This window comes from Bacillus arachidis, from assembly GCF_030285945.1.
GTDB classification, from domain to species: domain Bacteria; phylum Bacillota; class Bacilli; order Bacillales; family Bacillaceae_G; genus Bacillus_A; species Bacillus_A arachidis.
Genome location: NZ_CP127376.1, coordinates 3,526,294 through 3,549,194 on the forward strand (window position 1 = coordinate 3,526,294; position 22,901 = coordinate 3,549,194).

23 protein-coding genes and 1 riboswitch are annotated in these 22,901 nt (G+C 34.4%); of the genes, 10 read left to right on the forward strand and 13 right to left on the reverse strand.

All coding sequences use genetic code 11. The annotated features are described in order from the left end of the window. Positions 1 to 15: 15 nt before the first annotated feature. The 3 genes from QRY57_RS19705 to QRY57_RS19715 all read right to left on the reverse strand — a co-directional run bounded on the left by QRY57_RS19705 (position 16) and on the right by QRY57_RS19715 (position 1,259). Positions 16 to 492, reverse strand: a complete 477-nt coding sequence (locus QRY57_RS19705) for a ribonuclease H-like YkuK family protein (RefSeq protein WP_243765140.1) — start codon at positions 490 to 492, stop codon at positions 16 to 18. A gap of 116 nt (positions 493 to 608) precedes the next feature. After that, entirely contained in the window at positions 609 to 758 is a 150-nt protein-coding gene (locus QRY57_RS19710) for a hypothetical protein (protein WP_090687304.1), read from the reverse strand. Positions 759 to 1,022: 264 nt separating this feature from the next. Further along, positions 1,023 to 1,259: a YkuJ family protein gene (locus tag QRY57_RS19715; RefSeq protein WP_000055151.1), complete on the reverse strand. Its 237-nt coding sequence runs from the start codon at positions 1,257 to 1,259 to the stop codon at positions 1,023 to 1,025. A 233-nt stretch (positions 1,260 to 1,492) separates the two neighbouring features. On the opposite strand from QRY57_RS19715, the gene QRY57_RS19720 reads away from it, so the two are divergent. Further along, on the forward strand, positions 1,493 to 1,729 hold the full coding sequence (locus QRY57_RS19720; RefSeq protein ID WP_026590172.1) for a glutaredoxin family protein: 237 nt from the start codon (positions 1,493 to 1,495) through the stop codon (positions 1,727 to 1,729). A gap of 24 nt (positions 1,730 to 1,753) precedes the next feature. Here QRY57_RS19720 and QRY57_RS19725 read toward each other — a convergent pair whose 3' ends face one another. The 3 genes from QRY57_RS19725 to fadH all read right to left on the reverse strand — a co-directional run bounded on the left by QRY57_RS19725 (position 1,754) and on the right by fadH (position 4,676). Then, positions 1,754 to 2,248 (reverse strand): DUF3993 domain-containing protein, encoded by a 495-nt coding sequence (locus tag QRY57_RS19725; protein WP_208017052.1) that lies wholly within the window; start codon positions 2,246 to 2,248, stop codon positions 1,754 to 1,756. Positions 2,249 to 2,429: 181 nt separating this feature from the next. After that, positions 2,430 to 3,647 carry an EAL domain-containing protein gene (locus QRY57_RS19730; protein ID WP_026590170.1) on the reverse strand — a complete coding sequence of 406 codons (1,218 nt, stop codon included), beginning with the start codon at positions 3,645 to 3,647 and terminating at the stop codon, positions 2,430 to 2,432. 264 nt (positions 3,648 to 3,911) lie between these two features. Beyond that, positions 3,912 to 4,676, reverse strand: a complete 765-nt coding sequence (gene fadH, locus QRY57_RS19735) for a 2,4-dienoyl-CoA reductase (RefSeq protein ID WP_026590169.1) — start codon at positions 4,674 to 4,676, stop codon at positions 3,912 to 3,914. A 453-nt stretch (positions 4,677 to 5,129) separates the two neighbouring features. On the opposite strand from fadH, the gene QRY57_RS19740 reads away from it, so the two are divergent. Both QRY57_RS19740 and QRY57_RS19745 read left to right on the forward strand, forming a co-directional pair. Next, complete coding sequence (locus QRY57_RS19740) at positions 5,130 to 5,987, forward strand: metallophosphoesterase (RefSeq protein WP_286015914.1); 858 nt, start codon at positions 5,130 to 5,132, stop codon at positions 5,985 to 5,987. 99 nt (positions 5,988 to 6,086) lie between these two features. After that, on the forward strand, positions 6,087 to 6,305 hold the full coding sequence (locus QRY57_RS19745; protein ID WP_026590167.1) for a hypothetical protein: 219 nt from the start codon (positions 6,087 to 6,089) through the stop codon (positions 6,303 to 6,305). Between the two features lie 305 nt (positions 6,306 to 6,610). Here QRY57_RS19745 and QRY57_RS19750 read toward each other — a convergent pair whose 3' ends face one another. After that, positions 6,611 to 8,719, reverse strand: a complete 2,109-nt coding sequence (locus QRY57_RS19750) for an RNA degradosome polyphosphate kinase (RefSeq protein WP_208017049.1) — start codon at positions 8,717 to 8,719, stop codon at positions 6,611 to 6,613. Positions 8,720 to 8,827: 108 nt separating this feature from the next. Then, positions 8,828 to 10,366 (reverse strand): Ppx/GppA family phosphatase, encoded by a 1,539-nt coding sequence (locus QRY57_RS19755; protein WP_286015915.1) that lies wholly within the window; start codon positions 10,364 to 10,366, stop codon positions 8,828 to 8,830. Positions 10,367 to 10,545: 179 nt separating this feature from the next. Between QRY57_RS19755 and QRY57_RS19760 the strand changes: the two genes are divergently transcribed. Next, positions 10,546 to 11,004, forward strand: a complete 459-nt coding sequence (locus QRY57_RS19760; protein WP_286015916.1) for a YkyB family protein — start codon at positions 10,546 to 10,548, stop codon at positions 11,002 to 11,004. A gap of 30 nt (positions 11,005 to 11,034) precedes the next feature. Here QRY57_RS19760 and QRY57_RS19765 read toward each other — a convergent pair whose 3' ends face one another. Beyond that, positions 11,035 to 11,655, reverse strand: coding sequence for a YkyA family protein (locus tag QRY57_RS19765; RefSeq protein ID WP_051588530.1), 621 nt, complete (start codon positions 11,653 to 11,655; stop codon positions 11,035 to 11,037). A 916-nt stretch (positions 11,656 to 12,571) separates the two neighbouring features. On the opposite strand from QRY57_RS19765, the gene QRY57_RS19770 reads away from it, so the two are divergent. Then, positions 12,572 to 12,805, forward strand: coding sequence for a phage holin (locus QRY57_RS19770; protein ID WP_026590162.1), 234 nt, complete (start codon positions 12,572 to 12,574; stop codon positions 12,803 to 12,805). Positions 12,806 to 12,833: 28 nt separating this feature from the next. Here the strand turns inward: QRY57_RS19770 and QRY57_RS19775 are convergent, their stop codons facing one another. Continuing rightward, the gene (locus QRY57_RS19775; RefSeq protein WP_286015917.1) at positions 12,834 to 13,349 is read right to left on the reverse strand and encodes a hypothetical protein; all 516 of its coding nucleotides are present in this window, start codon (positions 13,347 to 13,349) and stop codon (positions 12,834 to 12,836) included. 531 nt (positions 13,350 to 13,880) lie between these two features. Here QRY57_RS19775 and QRY57_RS19780 point away from each other — a divergent pair. From QRY57_RS19780 to metE, 3 genes are all read left to right on the forward strand, one after another. Further along, the gene (locus QRY57_RS19780; protein ID WP_286015918.1) at positions 13,881 to 15,416 is read left to right on the forward strand and encodes an MDR family MFS transporter; all 1,536 of its coding nucleotides are present in this window, start codon (positions 13,881 to 13,883) and stop codon (positions 15,414 to 15,416) included. Between the two features lie 92 nt (positions 15,417 to 15,508). Continuing rightward, on the forward strand, positions 15,509 to 16,063 hold the full coding sequence (locus QRY57_RS19785) for a PadR family transcriptional regulator (RefSeq protein WP_026590159.1): 555 nt from the start codon (positions 15,509 to 15,511) through the stop codon (positions 16,061 to 16,063). Between the two features lie 297 nt (positions 16,064 to 16,360). Next, a riboswitch (cobalamin riboswitch) is annotated at positions 16,361 to 16,549 on the forward strand. A gap of 129 nt (positions 16,550 to 16,678) precedes the next feature. Beyond that, positions 16,679 to 18,967, forward strand: a complete 2,289-nt coding sequence (gene metE, locus QRY57_RS19790; protein ID WP_286015919.1) for a 5-methyltetrahydropteroyltriglutamate--homocysteine S-methyltransferase — start codon at positions 16,679 to 16,681, stop codon at positions 18,965 to 18,967. A 27-nt stretch (positions 18,968 to 18,994) separates the two neighbouring features. On the opposite strand, the gene comJ is transcribed toward metE, so the two are convergent. After that, on the reverse strand, positions 18,995 to 19,384 hold the full coding sequence (gene comJ, locus QRY57_RS19795) for a competence protein ComJ (RefSeq protein ID WP_286015920.1): 390 nt from the start codon (positions 19,382 to 19,384) through the stop codon (positions 18,995 to 18,997). A 56-nt stretch (positions 19,385 to 19,440) separates the two neighbouring features. After that, a complete protein-coding gene (nucA, locus tag QRY57_RS19800) occupies positions 19,441 to 19,875 on the reverse strand; it encodes a DNA-entry nuclease (RefSeq protein WP_286015921.1) in 435 nt (144 codons plus the stop codon). Between the two features lie 239 nt (positions 19,876 to 20,114). On the opposite strand from nucA, the gene QRY57_RS19805 reads away from it, so the two are divergent. Then, positions 20,115 to 20,858 (forward strand): DUF3967 domain-containing protein, encoded by a 744-nt coding sequence (locus QRY57_RS19805; protein ID WP_026590155.1) that lies wholly within the window; start codon positions 20,115 to 20,117, stop codon positions 20,856 to 20,858. Positions 20,859 to 21,090: 232 nt separating this feature from the next. Here the strand turns inward: QRY57_RS19805 and QRY57_RS19810 are convergent, their stop codons facing one another. Beyond that, positions 21,091 to 22,365: a sensor histidine kinase gene (locus tag QRY57_RS19810; protein WP_026590154.1), complete on the reverse strand. Its 1,275-nt coding sequence runs from the start codon at positions 22,363 to 22,365 to the stop codon at positions 21,091 to 21,093. 309 nt (positions 22,366 to 22,674) lie between these two features. Between QRY57_RS19810 and QRY57_RS19815 the strand changes: the two genes are divergently transcribed. Then, a complete protein-coding gene (locus QRY57_RS19815; RefSeq protein WP_026590153.1) occupies positions 22,675 to 22,875 on the forward strand; it encodes a hypothetical protein in 201 nt (66 codons plus the stop codon). The last annotated feature ends 26 nt before the right edge of the window (positions 22,876 to 22,901 follow it).

A 22,901-nucleotide genomic window follows, 5' to 3' on the forward strand; every position in this document is an offset into this window, starting at 1 on the left:
AAAATTCAGTTTTTTTCATTTTGTGTAGCGATTTGCATAACTAAAAGCAGCATAGGCATCAGGTTTAATTTTTGCAGTTAGCCCCATCGCCTTCACCTTCGTTGTCATATCAGAAATAAATTCTTTTGTTAGTCCATCATTTCCTATATCTAAGTGAATTTCCATTACAAACCCCGCTCCTTCATGAGCATATGGATGTAACAACTCCCATATACGTCTTATATGTTCTGGCGTAAACAAATAAGCGACTTCTTGACTAAACTGTGTTTCTAAATATATTTTTTCACGTAAAGTAGTTGGTTTCTTACGTACCGCTTTATACCTTAAGCATCCCCATGCTCCTTTCCCAACACGATGAATGTGCACTGCCGTAATAAAACGGGTATCTTTTTGATGTGCTTGTGAATCTGTCCCAATAGATAGACGATACAAATTGCGTGGATCCCTTTCAATAAAGTTACAAATACGTAAGAATACTGTTTCAAAATCCATATGCCTCTCTGACACGTTATAAAATAGATATTCACCGTTCACTTAGTCACGTCCCTTCAATTAGACAGACTTTTTGCATTCTCATTGTATGGGACAAAAGAGTAAAATATGACTTATTATCCTTTACTCGTTTCTATATTTCGAACAGAATACTTACATGCTGGACAGATATAAATTACATTCTGATTAGATTGCGCTGTTAGTACATGATCCATTTCAAATGACATATGACATTTGGGACAAATAACAATTGGTAGTCGTTCCATATTTCACATTCCTTTCAAACTTTTAATACCAGTGTAGGAACAACAAAAAAATCTTATACATATAAAGTGAAACTTTAATCAGTGGGGGGTCTTACTGTCCATTAAGGCGGGATAACGTGAAGCTTCCATCAAGATTTTACAGTTCATTATCTCCACATGTCTTTTTCAATTCTTTATCCTTTTACTATCTAGTAATAAAAAATAAAATTTTTATTAAAATCACCAAAAAAGGTACCGTGAGAAACGGTACCTTTTTTGTATGTATCAAGAAATAATGTCGTAAATTTCAATTGCAACCATATCAATGTTATCGAATTGATATACTTGTGGCTTTTCGCCTTGTTGATACACTTCTAACTCATACATTTCACTTTTATCGAAAAATTTCACGCTACATTTGCGTTCACCGTTCACTTCAAAATAGCGTTGTGCTACTTCACCGCTTTCAGCTTGTTCTTGTAGACTAACAAGTCGAGTTAAAATTCCTTGGAGTAGAGACATGAAATCTCCCCTTTCTCTAATCTTCCTACCAATAGGTTTTACAGCTATACTCATTCTATCCGTCATAACAGAAAAAATGTTCCACACTCTAGGATAAAGCTTCTTGGCGAGAAACTCAACTAAAATTTGTCGAAAAAAGAAGTAAAAAACAGAAAGAAAATCTTTTTCTTCCTTTGTTGCGGTTTTTGTAGCTGCAGAATATAATAAAGAGCAGAAAAAGAGGAGGGTTTATAATGAAAAAAGTAGAGGTTTATACACAACCAGATTGTCCACCCTGTGCCATTGTAAAAGAATTTTTAAAACATAATAACGTAACGTACGAAGAATTCGATGTAAAAAAAGATACTGCAGCTCGCAATCGTCTTTTATATGACTATGATTCATATTCAACTCCAACAGTTGTCATTGACGGTGAAGTTGTTGCAGGTTTTCAAATTGAAAAGCTACAACAGTTACTAAATATAGAATAGGAATAGGTGACTATGCACCTATTCCTATTCTTTTAACTCTTCTAACTTTTTCATTTCTGTTAAAAGTTCCTGACTCTCATGATACCCCGCTAATTTCCATTTTCCTTTATCCTGTTGTAATGTTACTATTTGATATTGTTCATTTTTTGACCGTTCATATACATACAAAAGGTGATGTTCTTCATCATACAACATTTTAGTTGCCGAATTAAATGAAAAAGGTGCTTCTTTCGTAGGAAGTAAATATTCACCACTTTGTTTATCATTCCTACTATTTTCATCTGTAAAAACTTGAAGAAAATTATCTGTAAAGTACAGTGATAACGCATCAACCATTTTATTCATCGGCAAGTGCTTCCCACGAATTGAAAATTGTGCCTCGTATCCCTTTTGAATCGTTGTAAATACTTCTTTTCGATCCACTTTTATCTCTTCTTTACCAAGAACTGTTGTAACACTGTACCCAACCAGAAAGGCCACACATAGAAAGAGAACAAACCAAATTCCATATTTTTTCATTCTTTCACCTTCCTTTAACAGAGCTTGTCTTTGTAGTATTCATTGTAACAATGATTATGCAAAGAAAGGGATGGTTTCGTTCGTAAAATCTTTACAATGATAGACAGCATTTTCACCATCATTTTCACTATTACCAATTTATGATAAAACCAAACAAAAAATGCACGAATTGCTTCGTGCATTAAAATAAAACATCTTCCTCGTATAGAAATTCATAGGACAAATCAATAAATAAAAAATTCTCATCATCAATTGGAAATGAAAATGTTCGCACCATCTCCCCTGTTTCTATATCTGCATATAAATCCGAGAGTCTTGCTTTATTTTCAAATCTCATTTTCATTATATTTTCTAAAAAGTACGGGCGCCAGCTCCAATTTTTCATATAATACTCTGGCATCACAATCCATTCACCATCTTTTTTCATAATGTTTCCCGATTGCTGAAAACCATCTTCATTACAAATAAAGATTCGAAAACTATAATGCGATACATGTTGACTAAAATGTAATAACCAATCATTAACGTCTTCATTCTTTTTCTGCTTAGATAAAACATTCCCAACTTGATCACGTAATGTTTCTGTTAATTGATAAATTTTTTGTAGTTTTTTCTTTTCATGTTGAATAAATTGATGACATTCATTACCGAGACGTTCTTTTAAAATATCTGCTTCAATAAAATCTGGAAAACACTTTTTTAAATAATTGCCTTGATAATATCTCCCGCCATTTTTCCAAGCATATTGTAACTGGTAAAACGCGTCAATTTCTTCATATAATAATGTCGCACCAATCCTTCTTGCGAGTAGTGACAAAGAATATAAAATATCTTGATAAGATTGTAAAAGTGCAGTTTGTCTTAAGTTCGTTAAATCTACCTTTAAAATGTCAGGTGCTAGTACACTAATTCGTTCTAGATTACTCGTTCCTGTTCCGACTTTATTAATTGAAATTTGAATTCCATATGTACGGTAATACATAAGTAAATGATTAAATTGTTCTATATCTGCCTTACACTCGTGCTCTGTTATTTCTAAAACGATATGGCCTAAGTTCAATCCTTTTTTTTCATACATTAACAGTAAATGAAGTAAACTTTCTTCTTCATCATTCATTAATATGTTTGCACCCCGATGTATAAACAATAAAAAATCTTGATTTGTTTCTAAGTAGCGCTCTAATGCTTTTTCTACTATGACATTATCTGCCTCTAATTGGAATTCTCCCGGAATGGAATCATCGCGAAAAAAAGAAGCAAGACTTTGTATCCCATCTTCCGTTTGGATACGTCCTACTACTTCATATCCAATTACTGTATGTTCATCAGCACTAAAAATAGCTTGATAATAAGGAAGGACTTTATCCAAATTACTCATCACATCTAATGCATCTACCAAAATGTTTCCCTCCCTTTACTTTTCAAAATTATAACACGGTATGTATAGAAAAATAATAAAAAATCCCTTCAGTTTTCCTGAAGGGATTAGAGGGGTAAAATGCTAAGGGGAATTAGCAATTCTACTATGAAGAAAAAAGAGGTCTTAAATATACCTTATAAAAAACCTATTGTAAATACTTTTCTACCATATGTCACAAATCCGTCACATTTTACCTCACATGAATGGGGAATAATCCCCAAGTTTCACTCTTATATAATCCCTTTAAAACGGATATTGGTGCAAATGCTGTCCACCATCCATTGTCATACACGTTCCATTTATGTATGCTGCTTCATCAGAGCATAAATAAAAAGCTAAACCTGCAATTTCTTCTGGCGTACCAAGTCGACCAAGTGGGACGCTTCGCAGTGTACGTTTGGCTGCCTCTTCTGAAATCCATAATTTATCCGCGCCACCTGTTCGTTCGATTGGTCCAGGAGCAATTGCATTGACACGAATACCATATTTACGCCCCCACTCGACAGCGAGCGTTTTTGTCATTGCCAACACACCTGCTTTCGCTGCAGCAGAATGAATAACACCCGGTCCTGCATCCCAAGCATACGTTGCTACCATATTAATTATATTTCCTTTTATCCCTTTTTCAATCCAATACTTTCCTACTGCTTGACTGCAATAAAAGGTCCCATTCAACACAATATTAATAACCGCATTCCAGCCATTTATCGATAAATCTTCTGCATGACAAAGAAAATTACCTGCTGCATTATTTACTAAAATATCAATACGTCCAAATTTTTCATCAACATATTCAATCATACGCTTTATATCTTCTATATTTCGAACGTCCATTTGTACTGTCAATACTTGTCCTGCAAATTGCTCAATCTCTTTTTTTGCTTCTTCAAGCTTTTCTTGTGTACGCCCTGTAATAACAACCCGTGCTCCTTCCTTAGCAAAACGAGCTGCCATTCCTTTTCCCATTCCACTTGAACCACCTGTTATGATCGCTACTTTTTCTTTCAAAATATCCCCTCCCAAAAAATGAATACACATTCATTTTACCACTTTATTTCATAGAAATCTTTATATTTTTAAACTTTTCTGATATCTTTAGATAAGAAAATCACTTTCACTGTAATATTTCTTATAATCTATATAAATCCATTTTGACTTTTCGACATATAATTCTCTGCTATGAAGAGGAAAAAGTGACCCACACTTGTTTTCTCTCTTTTTTCACTTGATATGGGCATGAAAAGGATTCGAACACTTCTATACATGGCCAGACGCTCTCTCCCACCTAAAAAGTAGCCTTTGGTCGGCTTTTCAATTTGTATTTATATATGGCTCTTCAATACCCAAAAATACACTTTTGAAACAAGAAATAAACAGAAAGGAGATCCAAGTGACCTATAATGAATTGCCTGTATACCTTATAAACTTCCTTTTGTATACTATAGGTTCGCTCATATTCCTATGAAACAAATTACGAGAAGAAACTTTATAAAAACAGGAATACGCACTTTTCTCTATACTTGTGTTACAGGTGGTCTTGGTTATTACTATGCAAAGTATATAGAGCCGAACTTTCTCTCTTTAACACATCATACACTTCGTTCTTCACTCATTCCAAAAAACTTTCATGGTATGAAAATCGTCCAATTTAGTGATTTACATTTGGGGTACTATTTTTCTCTCCAACATCTTTCTACAATTGTTTCTAAAATAAATGAAACTACGCCCGACATTGTACTTTTTACTGGTGATTTAATCGATGACTACCAAACATATAGCGAAGCTCCTTTTGTTTCTTCAATTTTACGAAACATTCGTGCGCCCTTTGGTAAATTTGCAATCTACGGAAACCATGATCATGGGGGATATGGAACCGAATACTATGGTCAAATTATGAGTGACGCAGGTTTTGAAGTATTACAAAATACCGAAAAACGTATTCGCTTATTAGATAATAGTGAAATTTCTATTTTCGGAATCGATGACATGCTTCTTGGTAAGCCAGAAATCGATGTAACATTACACAATGTGCAGAAAGAGCTATATACAATTGTGCTCGTACATGAACCTGATATAGCCCCCAAAATTGCAGAATTTCCAGTAAATCTCCAACTTTCTGGGCATAGTCATGGGGGACAGGTACAACTTCCCTTTTTAGGAGCGATCGTTACCCCAGCACTAGCAAAGCATTACATTGAAGGATTTTATCATATTCAAGAATTACTTCTTTATGTAAATCGCGGTCTTGGAAGGACACGTGTTCCATTTCGTTTTTTATCCAAGCCTGAAATTACAGTATTCACTCTTCAGCACTTATAACCTATAATTGCCTATTTTCTTATATATCCTTTCTTGTACTCGCTCATCCATGCTATTTCACCATATGATAACAATGAGTCCAATAAAGGAGGTTTTTTCATGTACCCATACCCTCATCCCTATCTAGTTCGTTCAGGACCTATTGGCCCAGTAAGTGACTCACGCATCTTACCATTCTTCGGTGTCCCATTCTTAGCAGGACTTGCTGGCGGCTTAATTGGCGGAGCATTAGCATTCGGCCCTAGACCACCTTACTATCCTCCATATCCACCGCCATTTCCTTGTTATGGAAGTCCGTGCCAACCATATTATTATTAATATAAACAAAAACTATGAAAAAAGCCCCTTAACTTACAAGAGGCTTTTTTCGCCGTATTCTCATAATCTTGCATTCAGGAGTTTACTTGCTCACAAGTTATTAGACTTAACTATTTAATATATGTAAATTCATTTTAATTCGTTGATATACCAGTCACTGCTAGGGAAATAAAACATGGCCTCCACTCATGCTTTCCCTTTATTTGCACTTAACATGGGGAGAAAAGGATCTGACCACTTCTATGCACGGTTAGATTCTCTCCACCTCACAAAGGATGGTTTTATATCGTTTTCCAATTTACACATTACTCTGCATCAGTATTTTGATAAGCCATCTTAAATAATTTCACTTGGCTATCAATCTCTTGGGAACCATTATTTATTATATAATAGTATTCACCATCTTTATTTTGTTCACGTGTTTTTACGTTATCCGCTAAAATAAGCTGCAAAATTGCTTTGATTCTTGCTTTCATTTCAAATCCTAAAATCGGAAATGATATTTCTACCCGTTTTTCCATGTTCCTTGTCATCCAATCTGCTGAAGATAAGTAGATTTTTTCATCCCCATTATGATGAAAATAATAAATACGACTATGTTCTAAATAACGTCCAACAAGACTAATCACCCGAATATTCTCACTCACGTTTTTAATACCAGGCCGCAAGCAGCACGTTCCTCTAACAACAAGTTCTACTTTCACTCCAGCTTGCGATGCTTCATATAGTTTTTGAATTAACGGTTTATCTGTTAACGAGTTCATCTTTGCAATAATACGTCCGTTTCCATATTGCTTATGATAGCGAATCTCTTCATCGATCAATTCCATAAATTGATGACGTATATCGAACGGTGCTACTGATAGGTGATGGAAATGTGGCTTTGTTGTATAACCACTTAAGTAATTAAAGAAATTGGTCGCATCTACCCCAAAGTCTTTCCGAGATGTAATATATCCAAAATCGGTATATAACTTTGCCGTAGCATCATTATAATTTCCCGTTCCTAAATGGACAAATCTTTCAATCTTCCCGTGTTTTCTTCGTACAACAAGCGTAATTTTACTATGCGTTTTCAAATGACTTACACCATAAATAACGTGGCAACCAGCTTGTTCAAGTTCCTTTGCCCAATGGACATTATTTTCTTCATCAAAACGGGCTTTCAATTCAACAAGCACCGTTACTTGTTTCCCCTTTTCAGCTGCAATCTTTAACGCCTGAATAATTGGAGATCCTCCACTTACACGATATAACGTTTGCTTTATTGCTAGCACATTCGGATCATCAGCCGCATCACGTACAAAGTCAATAACTGGCTGAAAAGATTCAAATGGATGATGTAGTAAAATATCATGCTCTATTGCTTTTTCAAATACATCTTCTTCATCATCCAAATCTTGAGGTGGCTGCGGTATAAGAGCGGGGTAAACCAGATGTTCATATAAAGGTGCTAATTTTTTATATAGGGAAAATAAACATGTTAGGTCTAATGGTCCATCCATTATATATACATCTTCATCTTTCAATTCTAGCACTTCATACAGTAAAGCTAACACTCTTTCATCTAAATGCTCTTTGCCAATTTCTAAACGAACAGCCGCTCCCCATTTACGTTTTTTTAACTCTTTTTCAATTACTTTTAATAAATCCCTTGCACCCTCTTCATGAATTGTTAAATCCGCATTACGTGTAATACGAAAACGAGTAACAGAGGATACTTTATATCCTGTAAACAACTTATGAGTAAAGCTACTAATTACATCTTCTAATAATATAAATTTATGTTTTTGATCTTCGCTTGGTAAAAAAATAAAACGTTCGAGCAAAGATGGCACTTGAACGATTCCAAGCTTCGTTCGATTCTCTTCCTCTTCTTGCTTTTCATCATACAGAATAGTAGCTAAATTTAAACTTTTATTTAACAACATAGGGAATGGACGATATGCATCTATTGCGACAGGTGTTAACACCGGGAAAATTTGTTCATCAAAATACTCTTCAATAAATTCACGCTGTTCTTTCGTTAAATCTTGAAATGTTAGCGGCTCAACACCTTCTACTTCAAGCGCCGGCAACACCGTATTTTTAAATGTATTATACTGAACTTTCATTAATTCATGAGCTTTCATGGCAATTTTATTCAGCTGCTGTTTTGGTGTTAATCCAGCCTTATTTTCCGGTTGATTGAATCCCGCCTTCACTTGATCCTTTAATCCCGCAACACGTACCATAAAAAATTCATCCAAATTTGAACTAAAAATACTAATAAACTTTAATCTTTCTAAAAGTGGATTACTTTCATCTTGCGCTTCTTGCAATACACGTTCATTAAAAGCAAGCCAGCTTAATTCACGGTTATTATAGTAAGCAGTATCATTTAAATTCACAGTATTTCCCTTTATTAATTCCATTTCCCTCACACTTCCCCTTGAAACTTTTTCAATATAATTTAGTTACATTTATTGTAACAAATTCCAATTTATAAAAGTGTAAATTTTTTGTAAATATGTCCGTACAACTTAACCTTTCTCTTCAAACACTAGGTGAATGTTCATCTTTAATGCTTTTTCAAGTTGTTTTTTCTGCTTTTCTGCCTGTATCTTTTCTGCTAAAGCCGATTGTTCACACACAATATGAAATACAAGTTCCTCTTTATTTTTCTTCACTTGAATCGTTTCAATTAGTTCCCTTTGCCTCACATTTAAGGAAGCAGAAAATTGTAAGATTGCTCCTAACAAACGAATCTTTTTTTGTTCACTTTTATCAAACCATCCTTCAAATGGCTCCAAATGCTGCTTAAATAACATTTTCGACTTATAAGATGCAATAAGTGCAAGTCTAATACGCTCTTTATGCATCATGCCGTCAATTGTCTTATTCGCCAATAGATAGAATGTATGTAAACGGCTTGCTTCCGCATCTATATATTTCCCAATATTAAATACCTTGGCAGCTTGATAAAAGACCTCCCAATCTTTTTCTGAAAAAGAGATAATTTCAGACTCTTCAAGTTGTGTACAAATTAACGTTCCTTGCTTAATGAGTTGAACCACAAAGTTCATATCCATTTCATATTCATAGGACAATAAGTGTAAACTCTCTTCTATCACATTTGGGTAATAAGAAACACCTAAATTTTTTGTAAGTTCCTCATAGAAAACACCTTCTCGTAATCCTTTTCTACTTAATACAAATGACGGAGCTTGTATAATATTAGTTAGCATATAAAATACTTCTATCGCTGGAATAATTGTATCAGCTCGATCTTTCGCTAACCCATCTAGCTTCTGCAAGTCTGTAAAAGAAAGACTTTCTAATTCCTCTTTTACACCCTTTATATCCACTTCCTTCATTTTATATAAATGCAAACCGGCTATCGGATAAGAAAGAAAATTTTGATGAATTTTCACCATATTTCGAGCACTTCCACCTATCGCAATAAGAGGTAGCCTTTTTCCCTTTAACCAAGGTAACGTTTGAAATTGGTACCATAAATATCTTCTTAGTTCCTCTAATTCTTCTATCGTTGGTATTTCATTATGAATAAATTGTTTTTTTAAAGAAAGCGCACCAAAAGGAAAGCTATAATATTCTATCATTTCTCGGTCTCGAAAATATGTAACCTCTGTACTCCCTCCACCAATGTCGACAGTAATCCCTTCAGTAAAAGAAGTCGAATTCATCACAGCTAAGTAACCATAGCGTGCCTCTTCATATTCAGATAAAACCCTAAGTACAAAATCAGTTTTTCCTTCTACAAGTTTTTTAATTTCTTCTTGGTTCTTTGCTTGTCTAATTGTTGCCGTCGCAACGCAAAGTATATTATGTAATCCGTGAAACCTTGTACTTTCTTGAAATTGAAGTAATGTTTGGAGCAGTATATGCATTCCCTCTTCTATGAGCACACCATCTATTAGATAATTTCTTAATCGTGCAACAACTTTTGTATTTTCAATTTCCTTATAAAAACCTCCATTTTGTTTTTCATAAATCACCAGTCGCATCGTATTTGAACCAATATCAATAATGGCATATTGCTGTTTCAATATATCTTTCACACTTCTCACTCTTTCATCATTGAAGTTCTAGAATTCATTCCTATCACTATTATACAAAATAGTTGTTTTTTGTAACAATATTGCTTTAATATTGAAAATATATACAATCATTTTTTGTATATAATAAAAACTACTTTTATTTATGCTATAATAATGAAAAATTAGAAAGGGGTCCCATCATGAAACCTTCACAGCCACAGTCTCATTTACACAAACGATATTCTATTGATCAATTGGCTCAATCTATCTTTATTGTAAACCGGCATGCCAAAGCTGCTACAAATCCTAAATATTTATATTGGTTGAAAAAGATCGCTTTAGAACGTTTAATTCGTGAAAAGAAAGCAATAAAAGAAGGATTACATTTCTCTAGGAATCCACGTTTTAGTCAACAGCAATCTGATGTTCTCGTTCGGTTAGGCGACTATTTTTTCCATATCCCTCCTACAAAAGATGATTTCAATACTCTTCCACATCTCGGTAGCCTTGAATCTTCCTATAGAAACCCCAAAACAACTCTTTCTTTAGCAGTAGCAAAAAAAACGCTACAAGATTACATTGGGCCAGAAGCACTGAAACAAGAAAAAAAATTAAGCGAACCAATTCCTTGGTATCGTCGTACGTACACAAAAAAATAAAGCAGGTTTGCCTATAAAGGCCAACCTGCTTTATTTTTTGTCTTCTTTTATTTTAATGTTCGCTTGTTTATAAAATGCTACTTTTTCTGTATTATATGATTTTGTGTATTCATTGAACTTATCTTTTTCAGCATCAATATCTTTATACGATTGGTTCACTGTTTTTACTTTATCACTAATATCTTTTAATTTTGCTCCCTTATCTTGCAGCATTGTAAATAATTCTTTTTCTAATTTTAATGATTTACTATAATTATCATACATCTTCTTAAAAGACTCATGTCGTTTTTCGTATGTTTTCGTTACTTTATCCGCTTGTTCTTTTAGCTTACTATTCTCAATTTTCTTCACATATGTATCAACCGATTTTACTTCTTCTTGCGCTTTATTCAATGCTTCTTTTTCTTTATCAATTACTTTTCCACGTTCTGCTGTATTTTTCATTGCTTGATCTAATTTTTCTTTCACAGCTTGATTATTATCTTTTCCTTCTTGTACAATTTGACCGTATAATGTTTGGCCTTCTTTTTCCAGTTCCTCTAATTTTTTCGCATCTTCAAACATCGGTTTTTCTTGCTTCGCAGCATTTTCAAATGCTACATATAATTCCTCTTCTGGTTTTGGACCGAAACAACCTGCTAATAATGTCATAGATAAAACTGCTACAATTGCTATTTTATTATATTTCAACTTCTTTTCCTCCTAATCAAATTTCACCGTTGCTTTTTATCTAACTCAACTTCCCCCCTAATCACGGGCAAGCTGAATTAGGTTTTTCTGATCGGCTCCAGCTCTTGCAAGTGATGTAAAGGATTAAAATATGCCCCCTCCGCCGCGACAGCACAAATTGCATTAGCAATTATAACTAGCCGTCTGATTAAAGACGATCGTCGGCTTCTCACGTCTATCATTCTACCATTCCCTTTCTCACTTTCTATCAATCTTTTTCTAATCCATTTTACACAGTTTAAAAGTTCACTTGCAACAACTTACATATATTCTTTTTATTTCCTTAAAAGGAAAAGTGTAGAGTTCATTTCCCCCTACACTTTTTAAATGAAAAAACATTGTGCAAAATGTATTGACACATCCATCACAATTATATGATGTTTAAATCTATTTTTAAAGACTTTTGTTACAAAACATTGCTTTTTTGTAACAAAAGAGAAAAAAATGTTACGAAAAAACTTTTATTACTCTATCTTTTTTAATCTCTGTTTTATACAACTGCACTCCGTCCTCCCAGAGAATCCATCGTCTAAGATAATAGTTGATGACCTTTTGTATAATATAAATTATAAGTAACATTAAAAGATCGAACATCTGTACATATTGCATCGCTAACCATTTCGCAGCAGTCACTACATTACTAATCAAGAAACTAGCAACTCTCCTTTTATGTTTTATGCACCTTCTTCTTTTAAAATGATATATACTTCTATATCAATAATATTTTTTTACAACAAAAATACACTTACCCTTCGTACATTTTCTCTCTCAAACTTGTATTCATTTTCTTTTCTATTTCATATATATAGTATATAACCATTATCGAAAGGAGAAGGAAATGTTACAAAGAGAAAACATTTCAGACATCATTCGCTTTTTTGCAGGATTTCTCTTATCATTAAAACTATTATTTGAATCATTCGGTCTTTCTTTTATTACAAATGACCAAATCGATGCAATCATAAATGTTGCTTCTTTCTTATTTATTTTATACTTCGGATATAAAAATAACTATGTAGGAAAGAAAGGCCTAGACCAAAAAGAATTACTAAAAAAGCATAATTTGCATTAAAAAAGGAACCCACGCCCGGGGTTCCTTTTTATTGTTGTATCAAAATTGCTTCTGTTGTTTGAAGCGGTCCATATAATCGGCCCATCTGCTGAAATGTATATGTAGCACGCAATGAAATACGTGATGGGATTTGTACACGTGATGCGTTTACCTGACAGATTAATTGCGCTTTTTCACCTGATGATAATTCATCGATACGCCATCTTACAAGTCGAAATAAAAACTCTCCTGCCCCTTTATTCGTTTGTAATGTATTGGGGATATATGCAAAATAATCCCGAATCATATGACTAACGATTACACGAGAAATCCCTTCGCTTCCTCTGTTTTCAACTTCTAATTGGATAAAAAGAATTTCATGTACATCATAAACAATTTCTTGTGAAAAACTCTTTTCTTTCATACCGCGAATTTGTAATGTCACTGCTACATTTGGATTAGGCTGTTTTTTCGTAAATTCTCTAGAACCACCTTCCCTCCACATAACAGGTTGTAAAGACAACGGGAACACTTCTTTATCTAGATTTATTTCCCACATTTTCACAATAACAATTCACCTCATTCCAGATGGTATTCTCCGCACAAATTTATTGTGCTCTCCTAAATAATCAACCAGCCTTCTCCAATTCGTTCACCTTAAAACATTCTCTTATTTTCGCCCAATAAAAATATACGTTGTCAACATTTTTACCTTTCTCCTTTATCATATTCGGCAACGTGATGAAAAAACCATTTTAAATAGCTATAAAGTGAAACTTTAATCAGTGTGGGGTTCATCCCCACACTGATTATGAGCCCATTTTACGATCCGTTAATGCGAGATAAACTCCATCAGTCACTCATTTCCTTTTATTTCTTAAATAGTAAAAGCTATAAAATAAAAAATTTGCCTTTTAGTCAAATTTGACTATAATATGATGTATGCTTTCTATTCTTTATGGCACAAAAACACTATCTTCCCTTATAACAGCAACTATAAAATTATAGTGGTACATAATAAAGACAAGTTAAAGCACAAACTACTAATTAGATTTTCTTAAAGAACAGTTAATCTTATATAAAAGGAGGAATATATTTGCAAGAACAAACATCTCAAAACAAAGCAAGCAAAACAAAGTTTGTTGTAGCTGGATTATTACTTGGTATTTTAATGGCAGCAATGGATAATACAATTGTCGCCACTGCCATGGCAACAATTGTTGGAGACCTAGGAGGATTTGATAAATTTGTTTGGGTCACATCAGCCTACATGGTAGCAACGATGGCAGGAATGCCGATTTTCGGGAAATTATCTGATATGTACGGACGTAAACGTTTTTATATCGGCGGTTTACTGCTCTTCTTGCTTGGGTCAATTCTTTGCGGTACAGCATCAAGCATTGAACAGTTAAGCATTTACAGAGCAATTCAAGGAATTGGTGGCGGTGCCCTCATGCCAATCGCCTTCACAATCATGTATGATATATTCCCGCCAGAAAAACGAGGGAAAATGACAGGACTATTTGGAGCAGTTTTTGGAACATCAAGTGTATTTGGACCTTTATTAGGCGCTTATATTACGGAGTATATAAGTTGGCACTGGGTCTTTTATATCAATATTCCATTAGGCATTATTTCCTTCTTCTTTATCTCCAAGTACTACAAGGAATCTCTACAATATAGAAAACAAAAAATCGATTGGGCTGGCGCTATTACACTTGTAATAAGTATTATTTGCTTAATGTTTGCACTAGAACTTGGTGGTAAGGAATATGCATGGAATTCCAATATAATTCTTGGATTATTTGCTACGTTTGCTATTATGCTTATTATTTTCTTCTTCGTAGAAAGACGTGCAACAGAGCCAATTATTTCTTTCCATTTATTTAAAAAACCTTTATTTGCAGCAAGTCAAGGTGTTGCCTTTTTCTATGGAGCGGCTTTTATTATTTGCACTGTTTATATTCCAATCTTTGTCCAAGGTGTTCTTGGGGGTTCCGCATCAAATGCTGGATTAATTTTAACCCCGATGATGGTCGGTTCTGTAATTGGAAGTCAAGCAGGCGGACAATTTGCTTCACGTACGAGTTACCGTAACATTATGATCGTGTCTGGTATTTTCTTTGTACTTGGTATCTATTTACTCAGCACTTTAACAATGGACACACCGCGTGTACTCGTAACAGTCTTTATGATTCTTGCTGGACTTGGAGTAGGCTTCTCTTTCTCTGTTTTAAGTATGTCTTCCATTCACAACTTAGAAATGAGAGACCGAGGTTCTGCCACATCAACAAACTCATTCTTCCGTTCTCTCGGTATGACTCTTGGTGTAACAATTTTTGGGACTATTCAAAATCATATTTTCACAAATAAATTAGAAACTGTTTTCCCTCCAGAGTTGGCAAAAATGGCACCAAAAAGCGGAGACACAAGCTTTTTATTAGCACCACATGCTACCGAAAAAATCCCGCCTCAAATATTGGATGGAATTAAACAGGCGCTCGCAATATCTATTGCTGATACATTTTTCTGGGCACTTATCCCAGCTACTCTAAGTATTATCTGCATTACACTGATGGGAAAAGAACGTCTTGCAGCTGGAACAAAGAAAAAGCAGAAACAAGTAAGTTAATACATGATAAAACGGAGCGGTATAACCCTTTATGGAAAGGGTTATACCGTTTATAATATGTATAAAGTTTAAATTACAGGAGTTGAGACAGCGTGAGTATGAAACTAGTCATTCTCGGCTTATTACTCGAAGGAGACAAACATCCATATGAAGTACAGCATACAATGAAAGAACGGCAAATGGATTGTTATATTAAATATGCAAAAGGCTCCCTCTACTACGCTTTTGAACAATTAGAAAAGCAAGGAGCCATTGCGGTTACAAACATAGTACGAGATACAAACCGACCAGATAAGACCATTTTCCATATAACTGAAACGGGAAAAAAGCTTTTCCATACACTGCTTTTAAAACAATTTGAAGCAAAAAATCATATATATAAGCCAATCTATTCAGCACTATCATTCGCTCATTTTGGTGATGAAAAAAAAATCATTCCTATTTTAGAAAAAAAGATGGATGACACGATTCAATATTTACATACGATGCAATCCATATACGAACATAGCAAAGAAAATGTTCCACGTGCACAACTTTATATTTTAAAAAGTGTTATCGAACATATTACTGTTGAATTACGTTGGTTAAATGAACTCCATAAAGATGCAAGTGCTGGTTGCCTTTCCGAAATTGGAACAGATATATAGTAAGCCTACTATTGCTTACCGTCTCCTCTACTGCTATAAGACTCTCTATTAATTAGATTCTTATAAGCAGTTTTTTATTTTATCCTCGGGTATATATCTTCCAACCCATTCCTCTTCTTACAACTCCTTGTATTAAACATATTTTTGTAAAAAGCACTCCCATTATACACCTTATTATTCACAATATTTAGGAAAACAATAATTTAAAACTTTAAAATATTCTTATTTCAAAACAGTAGACAAGATTCGAAAAATTATGTTAGAATTTGTTTCAATATCATATTTGCTTGTTAAATTCCTTTCAAAAGGAAAATAGGTACATGGAATTTCTTATTTCGTGTTTAAAAGGGAAGCTTGGTGAAATTCCAACGCGGTCCCGCCACTGTAAGTGCAGAGAATTCTTTCCTATACCACTGTGAAAACGGGAAGGTGAAAGAAATCGTATAAAGCATAAGCCAGGAGACCTGCCTATTTTAACAACACTGATAGACTCACGGATGATGATTAGGTGTTAGAAACGAGAAGAAAGGGTTATTTTCTGTACCTTTATACTTTTCGTCACATGCATTTCCGAGTAAACGGAAGTGCTTACTTTCAATTAGGGAGGAAATTTAAATGGCAATTCAAACAAGTAATTTAGGGTATCCACGCATTGGATTACACCGAGAATGGAAAAAAACGTTGGAAGCTTTTTGGTCAAATAAGATCGATGAGCAGCAATTTTCAACAACCATGAAAGAACTTCGTCTTCAACATGTCAAAGTTCAACAAGAAAAAGGAATCGATTTAATTCCAATCGGCGACTTTACATATTATGATCATGTGCTGGACACAGCCTACATGCTTGGCTTTATTCCATCACGTTTTTCTGAGTTTTCTTCGTATCTTGATGTATATTTTGCAATGGCACGCGGCTCTAAAGATCACGTTGCTTCTGAAATGACAAAATGGTTTAATACAAACTATCATTATATTGTTCCTGAATATGAAGAAGGATTAGATATTTCTTTAAAAGACAATCGACCGCTTCGTTTATACGAGGAAGCAAAACAAGAATTAGGTATTGACGGCAAACCAGTTATATTAGGACCTTATACATTTTTAAAATTAGCAAAAGGATATAAAGAAGATCAATTTGCTACTATTCTAAATCAACTAGTTGCACCTTATGTACAACTATTAACTGAATTACATGAAGCTGGCGCACGCTTCGTACAAATTGATGAACCGATTTTTGCATCTTTAACTAAAGCAGAAATTGTAGAAGCAAAAGAACTTTATGAAACAATTCACAAAGAAGCACCACATGTATCTCTTATTCTACAAACTTATTTTGATAGCGTAGAAGAAAACTATAAAGAAATTATTACATTCCCTGTATCCGGCATTGGATTGGACTTTGTTCATGGTAAAGAAGGCAATGTAAGAGCTATTCTAGAGCACGGCTTCCCAACCGACAAAATCTTAGCATTCGGTTGTATAGATGGCCGTAACATTTGGAGAGCTGATCTTGATGACATTCTTTCTTTATTTAAAACATTACAGGACCGTGTTACACCAAAAGAATGGATTATTCAACCTTCGTGTAGCTTATTGCATACTCCAATTGATAAAACGGAAGAAACACACTTATCAGCAGAATTATTTGGTGCTCTTGCATTTGCAAATCAAAAGCTAGAAGAACTTACGCTTATTAAACGTGCAATTTCTGAAGGTGTGGAAAGTGTTAGTACTGAATTAGCTACTTACCGTAGCGCCCATGAAGCTATACGTTCTTCAGCTGCGCGTAATCGTGAAGATGTAAAAACAGCACGTGCAACTCTTAAAGAAGAAGACTTCTCTCGTCCTCTTCCATTTGAACAACGTTATGCTTTGCAACAAGAAGCTTTACAATTACCGATACTTCCAACAACAACAATCGGTAGCTTCCCGCAAACTACTGAAGTTCGTCAAACGCGTAAACAATGGCGAAGCGGTGATATTACAAATGAACAATATGAACAATTTATTGAAAAAGAAACTGCAAAATGGATTCGTTATCAAGAAGAAATTGGACTTGATGTGCTCGTTCACGGTGAATTTGAACGAACAGATATGGTGGAATACTTCGGCGAACGACTTGCTGGTTTCTCTTTCACTAAAAACGGCTGGGTACAATCATACGGTTCCCGTTGCGTAAAACCACCTGTAATCTATGGTGACGTTGCCTTTATTGATGGGATGACAATTAAAGAAACTGCATACGCACAAAGCCTTACAAATAAAGTTGTAAAAGGTATGTTAACAGGCCCAGTAACAATTCTAAACTGGTCATTCGTTCGAAATGATATTTCCCGAAAGGAAGTTTCTTATCAAATTGCATTGGCACTTCGCCATGAAATTGAATTACTTGAATCTTCTGGTATTCACATTATCCAAGTCGATGAGCCAGCACTTCGCGAAGGGATGCCATTAAAGGAAAAAAATTGGGATGCATACATTACATGGGCTGTTCAATCATTCCTTTTAGCGACTTCTTCTGTAGCGAACGAAACACAAATTCATACACATATGTGCTACAGTAACTTTGAAGATATCGTTGACGCGATTCGTGCTTTAGATGCTGATGTTATTTCTATCGAAACATCAAGAAGCCATGGGGAGTTCATTCATACATTAGAACATACAACATATGAAAAAGGAATCGGTTTAGGTGTTTATGATATTCATAGCCCTCGTGTTCCAAGTAAAGATGAAATGTATACCATTGTAGAACAATCCTTAAAAGTATGTGATCCAAAATACTTCTGGATTAACCCAGATTGTGGTTTAAAAACAAGAAGAACAGAAGAAGTTATACCTGCCTTAGAGCATATGGTTCAAGCTGCGAAAGAAGCTCGTTCCCTTTTAACAACAAACGCATAAAGAAAAAGCCACGATGCCGTGGCTTTTTCACTCTTTCTCTTCGAAAAACAATTCATATTGTATCTTGTACAATTCATCATCCGTTGATTTCTCAAGCGGTATGGCTTGCATCACTAACACATATTCACCTTGCGAAATAGGAATATGTAAAGTGTTTGAAAGAATGCTGCTTATAAAAACACCCTCATTCCCTACCGTAAACGGTGCTGATATCGTTTTTATTACCCCTTCTTTTTCAATGTGCTTTCCTACAGATACTTCTATTTCACACGTATAATCAGAAATTGCCTCAAAAATAACTACACCTTCTGCTTCGACGTATCCTCTCTCAAAAGCTTCATTCGTCCACTCTACATAAGGCTGTTCCCCATCATAATTCATCACGATTAATTGTGAATAGGAAATTGTTAATTCCACAAGCGTCATCTTCCTTCTACTATTGACTTTAAGTAAAATCTCCTTACATTCGCCTACTACTTCACTACAAATTTCACACGAGTACCATCCGGATATTTGTCTAACTTATTTCCAACCCAAGAACCAGCCCCTCTATTATCAGCTGGACTAATATATTCAATATGTGCATCTTTTCCTCCTTCTTTACACATTGCCATTGGCCATTCATCACGATCATATCCTTTTTTTGCTGGATATGGAGCTAGAGACAACTTTCTTCTATCAGCTGCACCATTTCGATCAATCGTACACACTTTAGAATGTCCTGCTTTGATCGCATCTGCAATATGTTTCCCTGTCTCGGGATAGCGTTCTTTTGGAAATTCTAAAACTTGATCATATGTAACTTCTTTCTTGCTCTTTGATTCTGTAGGTGAAAATACTTCATATACAGCAACCAAAATAGAAAGAATCGCAATAATTGAAATGATAATACCTTTTATTTGTTTCATAGATGTACCTCCGTTTTTCGATCCAATTTCTTTTCCTAGGTTATTATATCAAACATCCTCCCTATATGTTTTCAGACATTATTTTATCCCTTCCTCTCCTTTACGCCAAAAACATTCATTTTTATGCAACTTTTCGCTAATCATGTAGAAAACTTCTAGGCTTCCGACATTCTTTTTCAAAGGAAGTCCAAATAAAAAATGGAATTTGTACATACGATACTTTTTGGGGAGGAAATGTCATGGAAGCAACATATAAAACGAAGGATGTTACAAATAAAACAGGAATCCCGAAACACATAGTTCGAAAATATAGTCAACTTTTAGAACAACACGGTTATATGATTACCAAAACCGCTGATGCTCGTATATATAAAATGGATGATTTGAAGCTTTTAAAATTAATTCATGAACGAGCAGCCACTTTACAAGAAGATATTACAGAAACCATTCCAATTATTTTAAAAGAAAAAGACAGTCCACCTGTACCAATAGTAAAACAAAATCAAGAGGTACACGCGAAAGAAGAGGGCCGAAATTTTGAAGAATTTATGTTAAAACTCGATATGCTTGCTCAATTAAATGAAGCAATTATTCATCAAAACTCCACCTTAATCACACAAAACCGCTTAAAAGATGAAAAACTAGATGAATTAATGCAACAAGTTTATGTAAAAGAAGACCAGCAGGGAGAAATGCTGCAAGAGCTTATTGATCATGCAGCTCAAACAGATGCCTTGCAAAAAGAAAAAATGGACTTATTAATGAATCATATGTATAAGCGGGAATCAAAACAAGAAGAAAAAATGAACAAACTTGTCAATCATGTTTACAATAAAGATAACAATCGAGATGCACAGCTTATGCAAGTCATTCGTGAAATTCAAGAAACAAAACGGCTCATCGCCGCCTCAAAGGAGCAAGGTTTATTTCAATCATTTAAAAATTTATTTATTCGAGTCAAGCCAGAAAAAACAAATGAATAAAGTACAACATTCGTCGTTAGCTTTCCATCATCAAGGTAGAAACTTTACACTCCTTTCACTTTTACGTATATAAATCCATTTTAGCTTTTCGACATATAAGTCACTCATGCAAAGAAGAAAAAGTGACCACCTCTATGCATGGCTGGATTCTCTCAACTAAAAAGAATGGGGTTATTTCGTTTTTTCACTTGAGCTTATGATAAATAAAAAAGTTACCTTCTATCGGTAACTTTCATTCCTTATTTCTAGCTGCTGGTAATGTAATAATTGCTTCTGTTCCTTTTCCACTCTCACTTTTATATTCCAGCGTACCATTATGTGCTTGTAAAATACTAAAAGTAACCATAAGTCCTAGGCCTGTTCCTTTTTCTTTTAATGAATAATATGGTTGTCCAAGCCTAGCTAACTGTTCCTTCGTCATTCCAACGCCACTATCTTTTACTCGTACCATAATGACACTATCTTTTTGAATGGCGGTTACTTTTAAATACCCTTTGTTTTCTTGAATTGCTTCGATTCCATTTTTAACGATATTCATAATTGCTTGTTTTAACTTTGTCTTATCGCCAATTGTATAGAGGTTCTCAGAAATTTCAACTTGTAAATAAACGCCCTGCATAGCCGCAAATGAAGACATTAAAGTAGTCATTTCTATGAGTTGCGCTGATAAACATATACGTTCCTTTTTTTCAATTTGCGGCCTAGCTAAATTTAAGTAATCTGAAATAATTTGTTCAGCCCGATCAAGCTCAGCTAGTACAAGACGCATATATTCTTTATTCTTCATATCTTCTGTACTCTCTAATAGCTGAATAAAACCACGAACAACTGTAAGTGGATTTCGAACTTCATGCGCTACACTTGCCGCTAGCTCACTTACAATGTTTAGTTTTTCAGATTTTTGCATTTCTGTACGTAACAATGCATTTTCGTTTAAATACTCTGTTAAATACACTTGAAATACCATTGTCATAACCATAATAAGGGAAGCAAATATGTATCCACTATATAAATGCGACATAGGTGGCGTAAAGCCTACTCTCAGTAAAATTCCAAACATACTACATGCTAAACTGATCAGAGCGTACAAAGATGAAATAATAAGAGCTAAAATGAGTTTTTTCTCTCTTGGGAAAACAGACCACTTTTTTGATAATAATAAAGGAATAATCGCAATACATAAAACTTCTATTATCCGAAACCACTGTAAACCATTCAAAAACCATTCGTATATAACAAAGATAAAAGCTGGGATAACCCCTGCAATCCCACCATACAAAAAAGCACTAATAATTGGAATCGGATAGAAATTATAACCACACAAATCACCAAAGCAAATCGGATACGTCACAGAAAGAACAAGCGTAATACTAGATAAAAACATAATAAAGTAGCGATTGGGCTTTGGAAGCATATCTTGATAGCGATTTAGACGAATCGCTTCATATAAAAACAGTGGCAGAATAATGATAGCAACTTGGATCATTAAGTCACGGATTAGCTCCATACCCTTTCATCCTCTACATGTATTTTGATATGATTATATCATTTTACAGTCACTTTTGTTTTAAAATTTAGATTTTTCTTAACACATTTGTAAATCATTTGTGAATAAACGTTAAGAAATGTTACAACTTTCCGAAATGATTGTAAACCCTGTACCAAACTACCATGATGCAGTATACAATGAATACGGGTTAAAGAATAAAACAAAAATAGTCCAATAAACGGACAACTATAACAACATGTAGCATATAATCCATACTATCTATGTTTATAAATAAGTAATCATTATTTTAGTAGGAGGAAGATAAATATGGCAGGAACTACGCTTGTTCTAAAAGAGGAAAATTTGGTTGTTCTCGAAAATGTGGAGAAATCAGTATACGAAGAATTGCAAGATAAAGCTGGTGAAGAAAATTGCACATGCGCTGTAAATGAATCTGTTGTATACCTTGGAAAAGTATCTTCAGTTCTTTGGAATGAAGATGAAATAGATTGGGAATATGGGTACTAAAAAGTCGCTTTAAGCGGCTTTTTTTA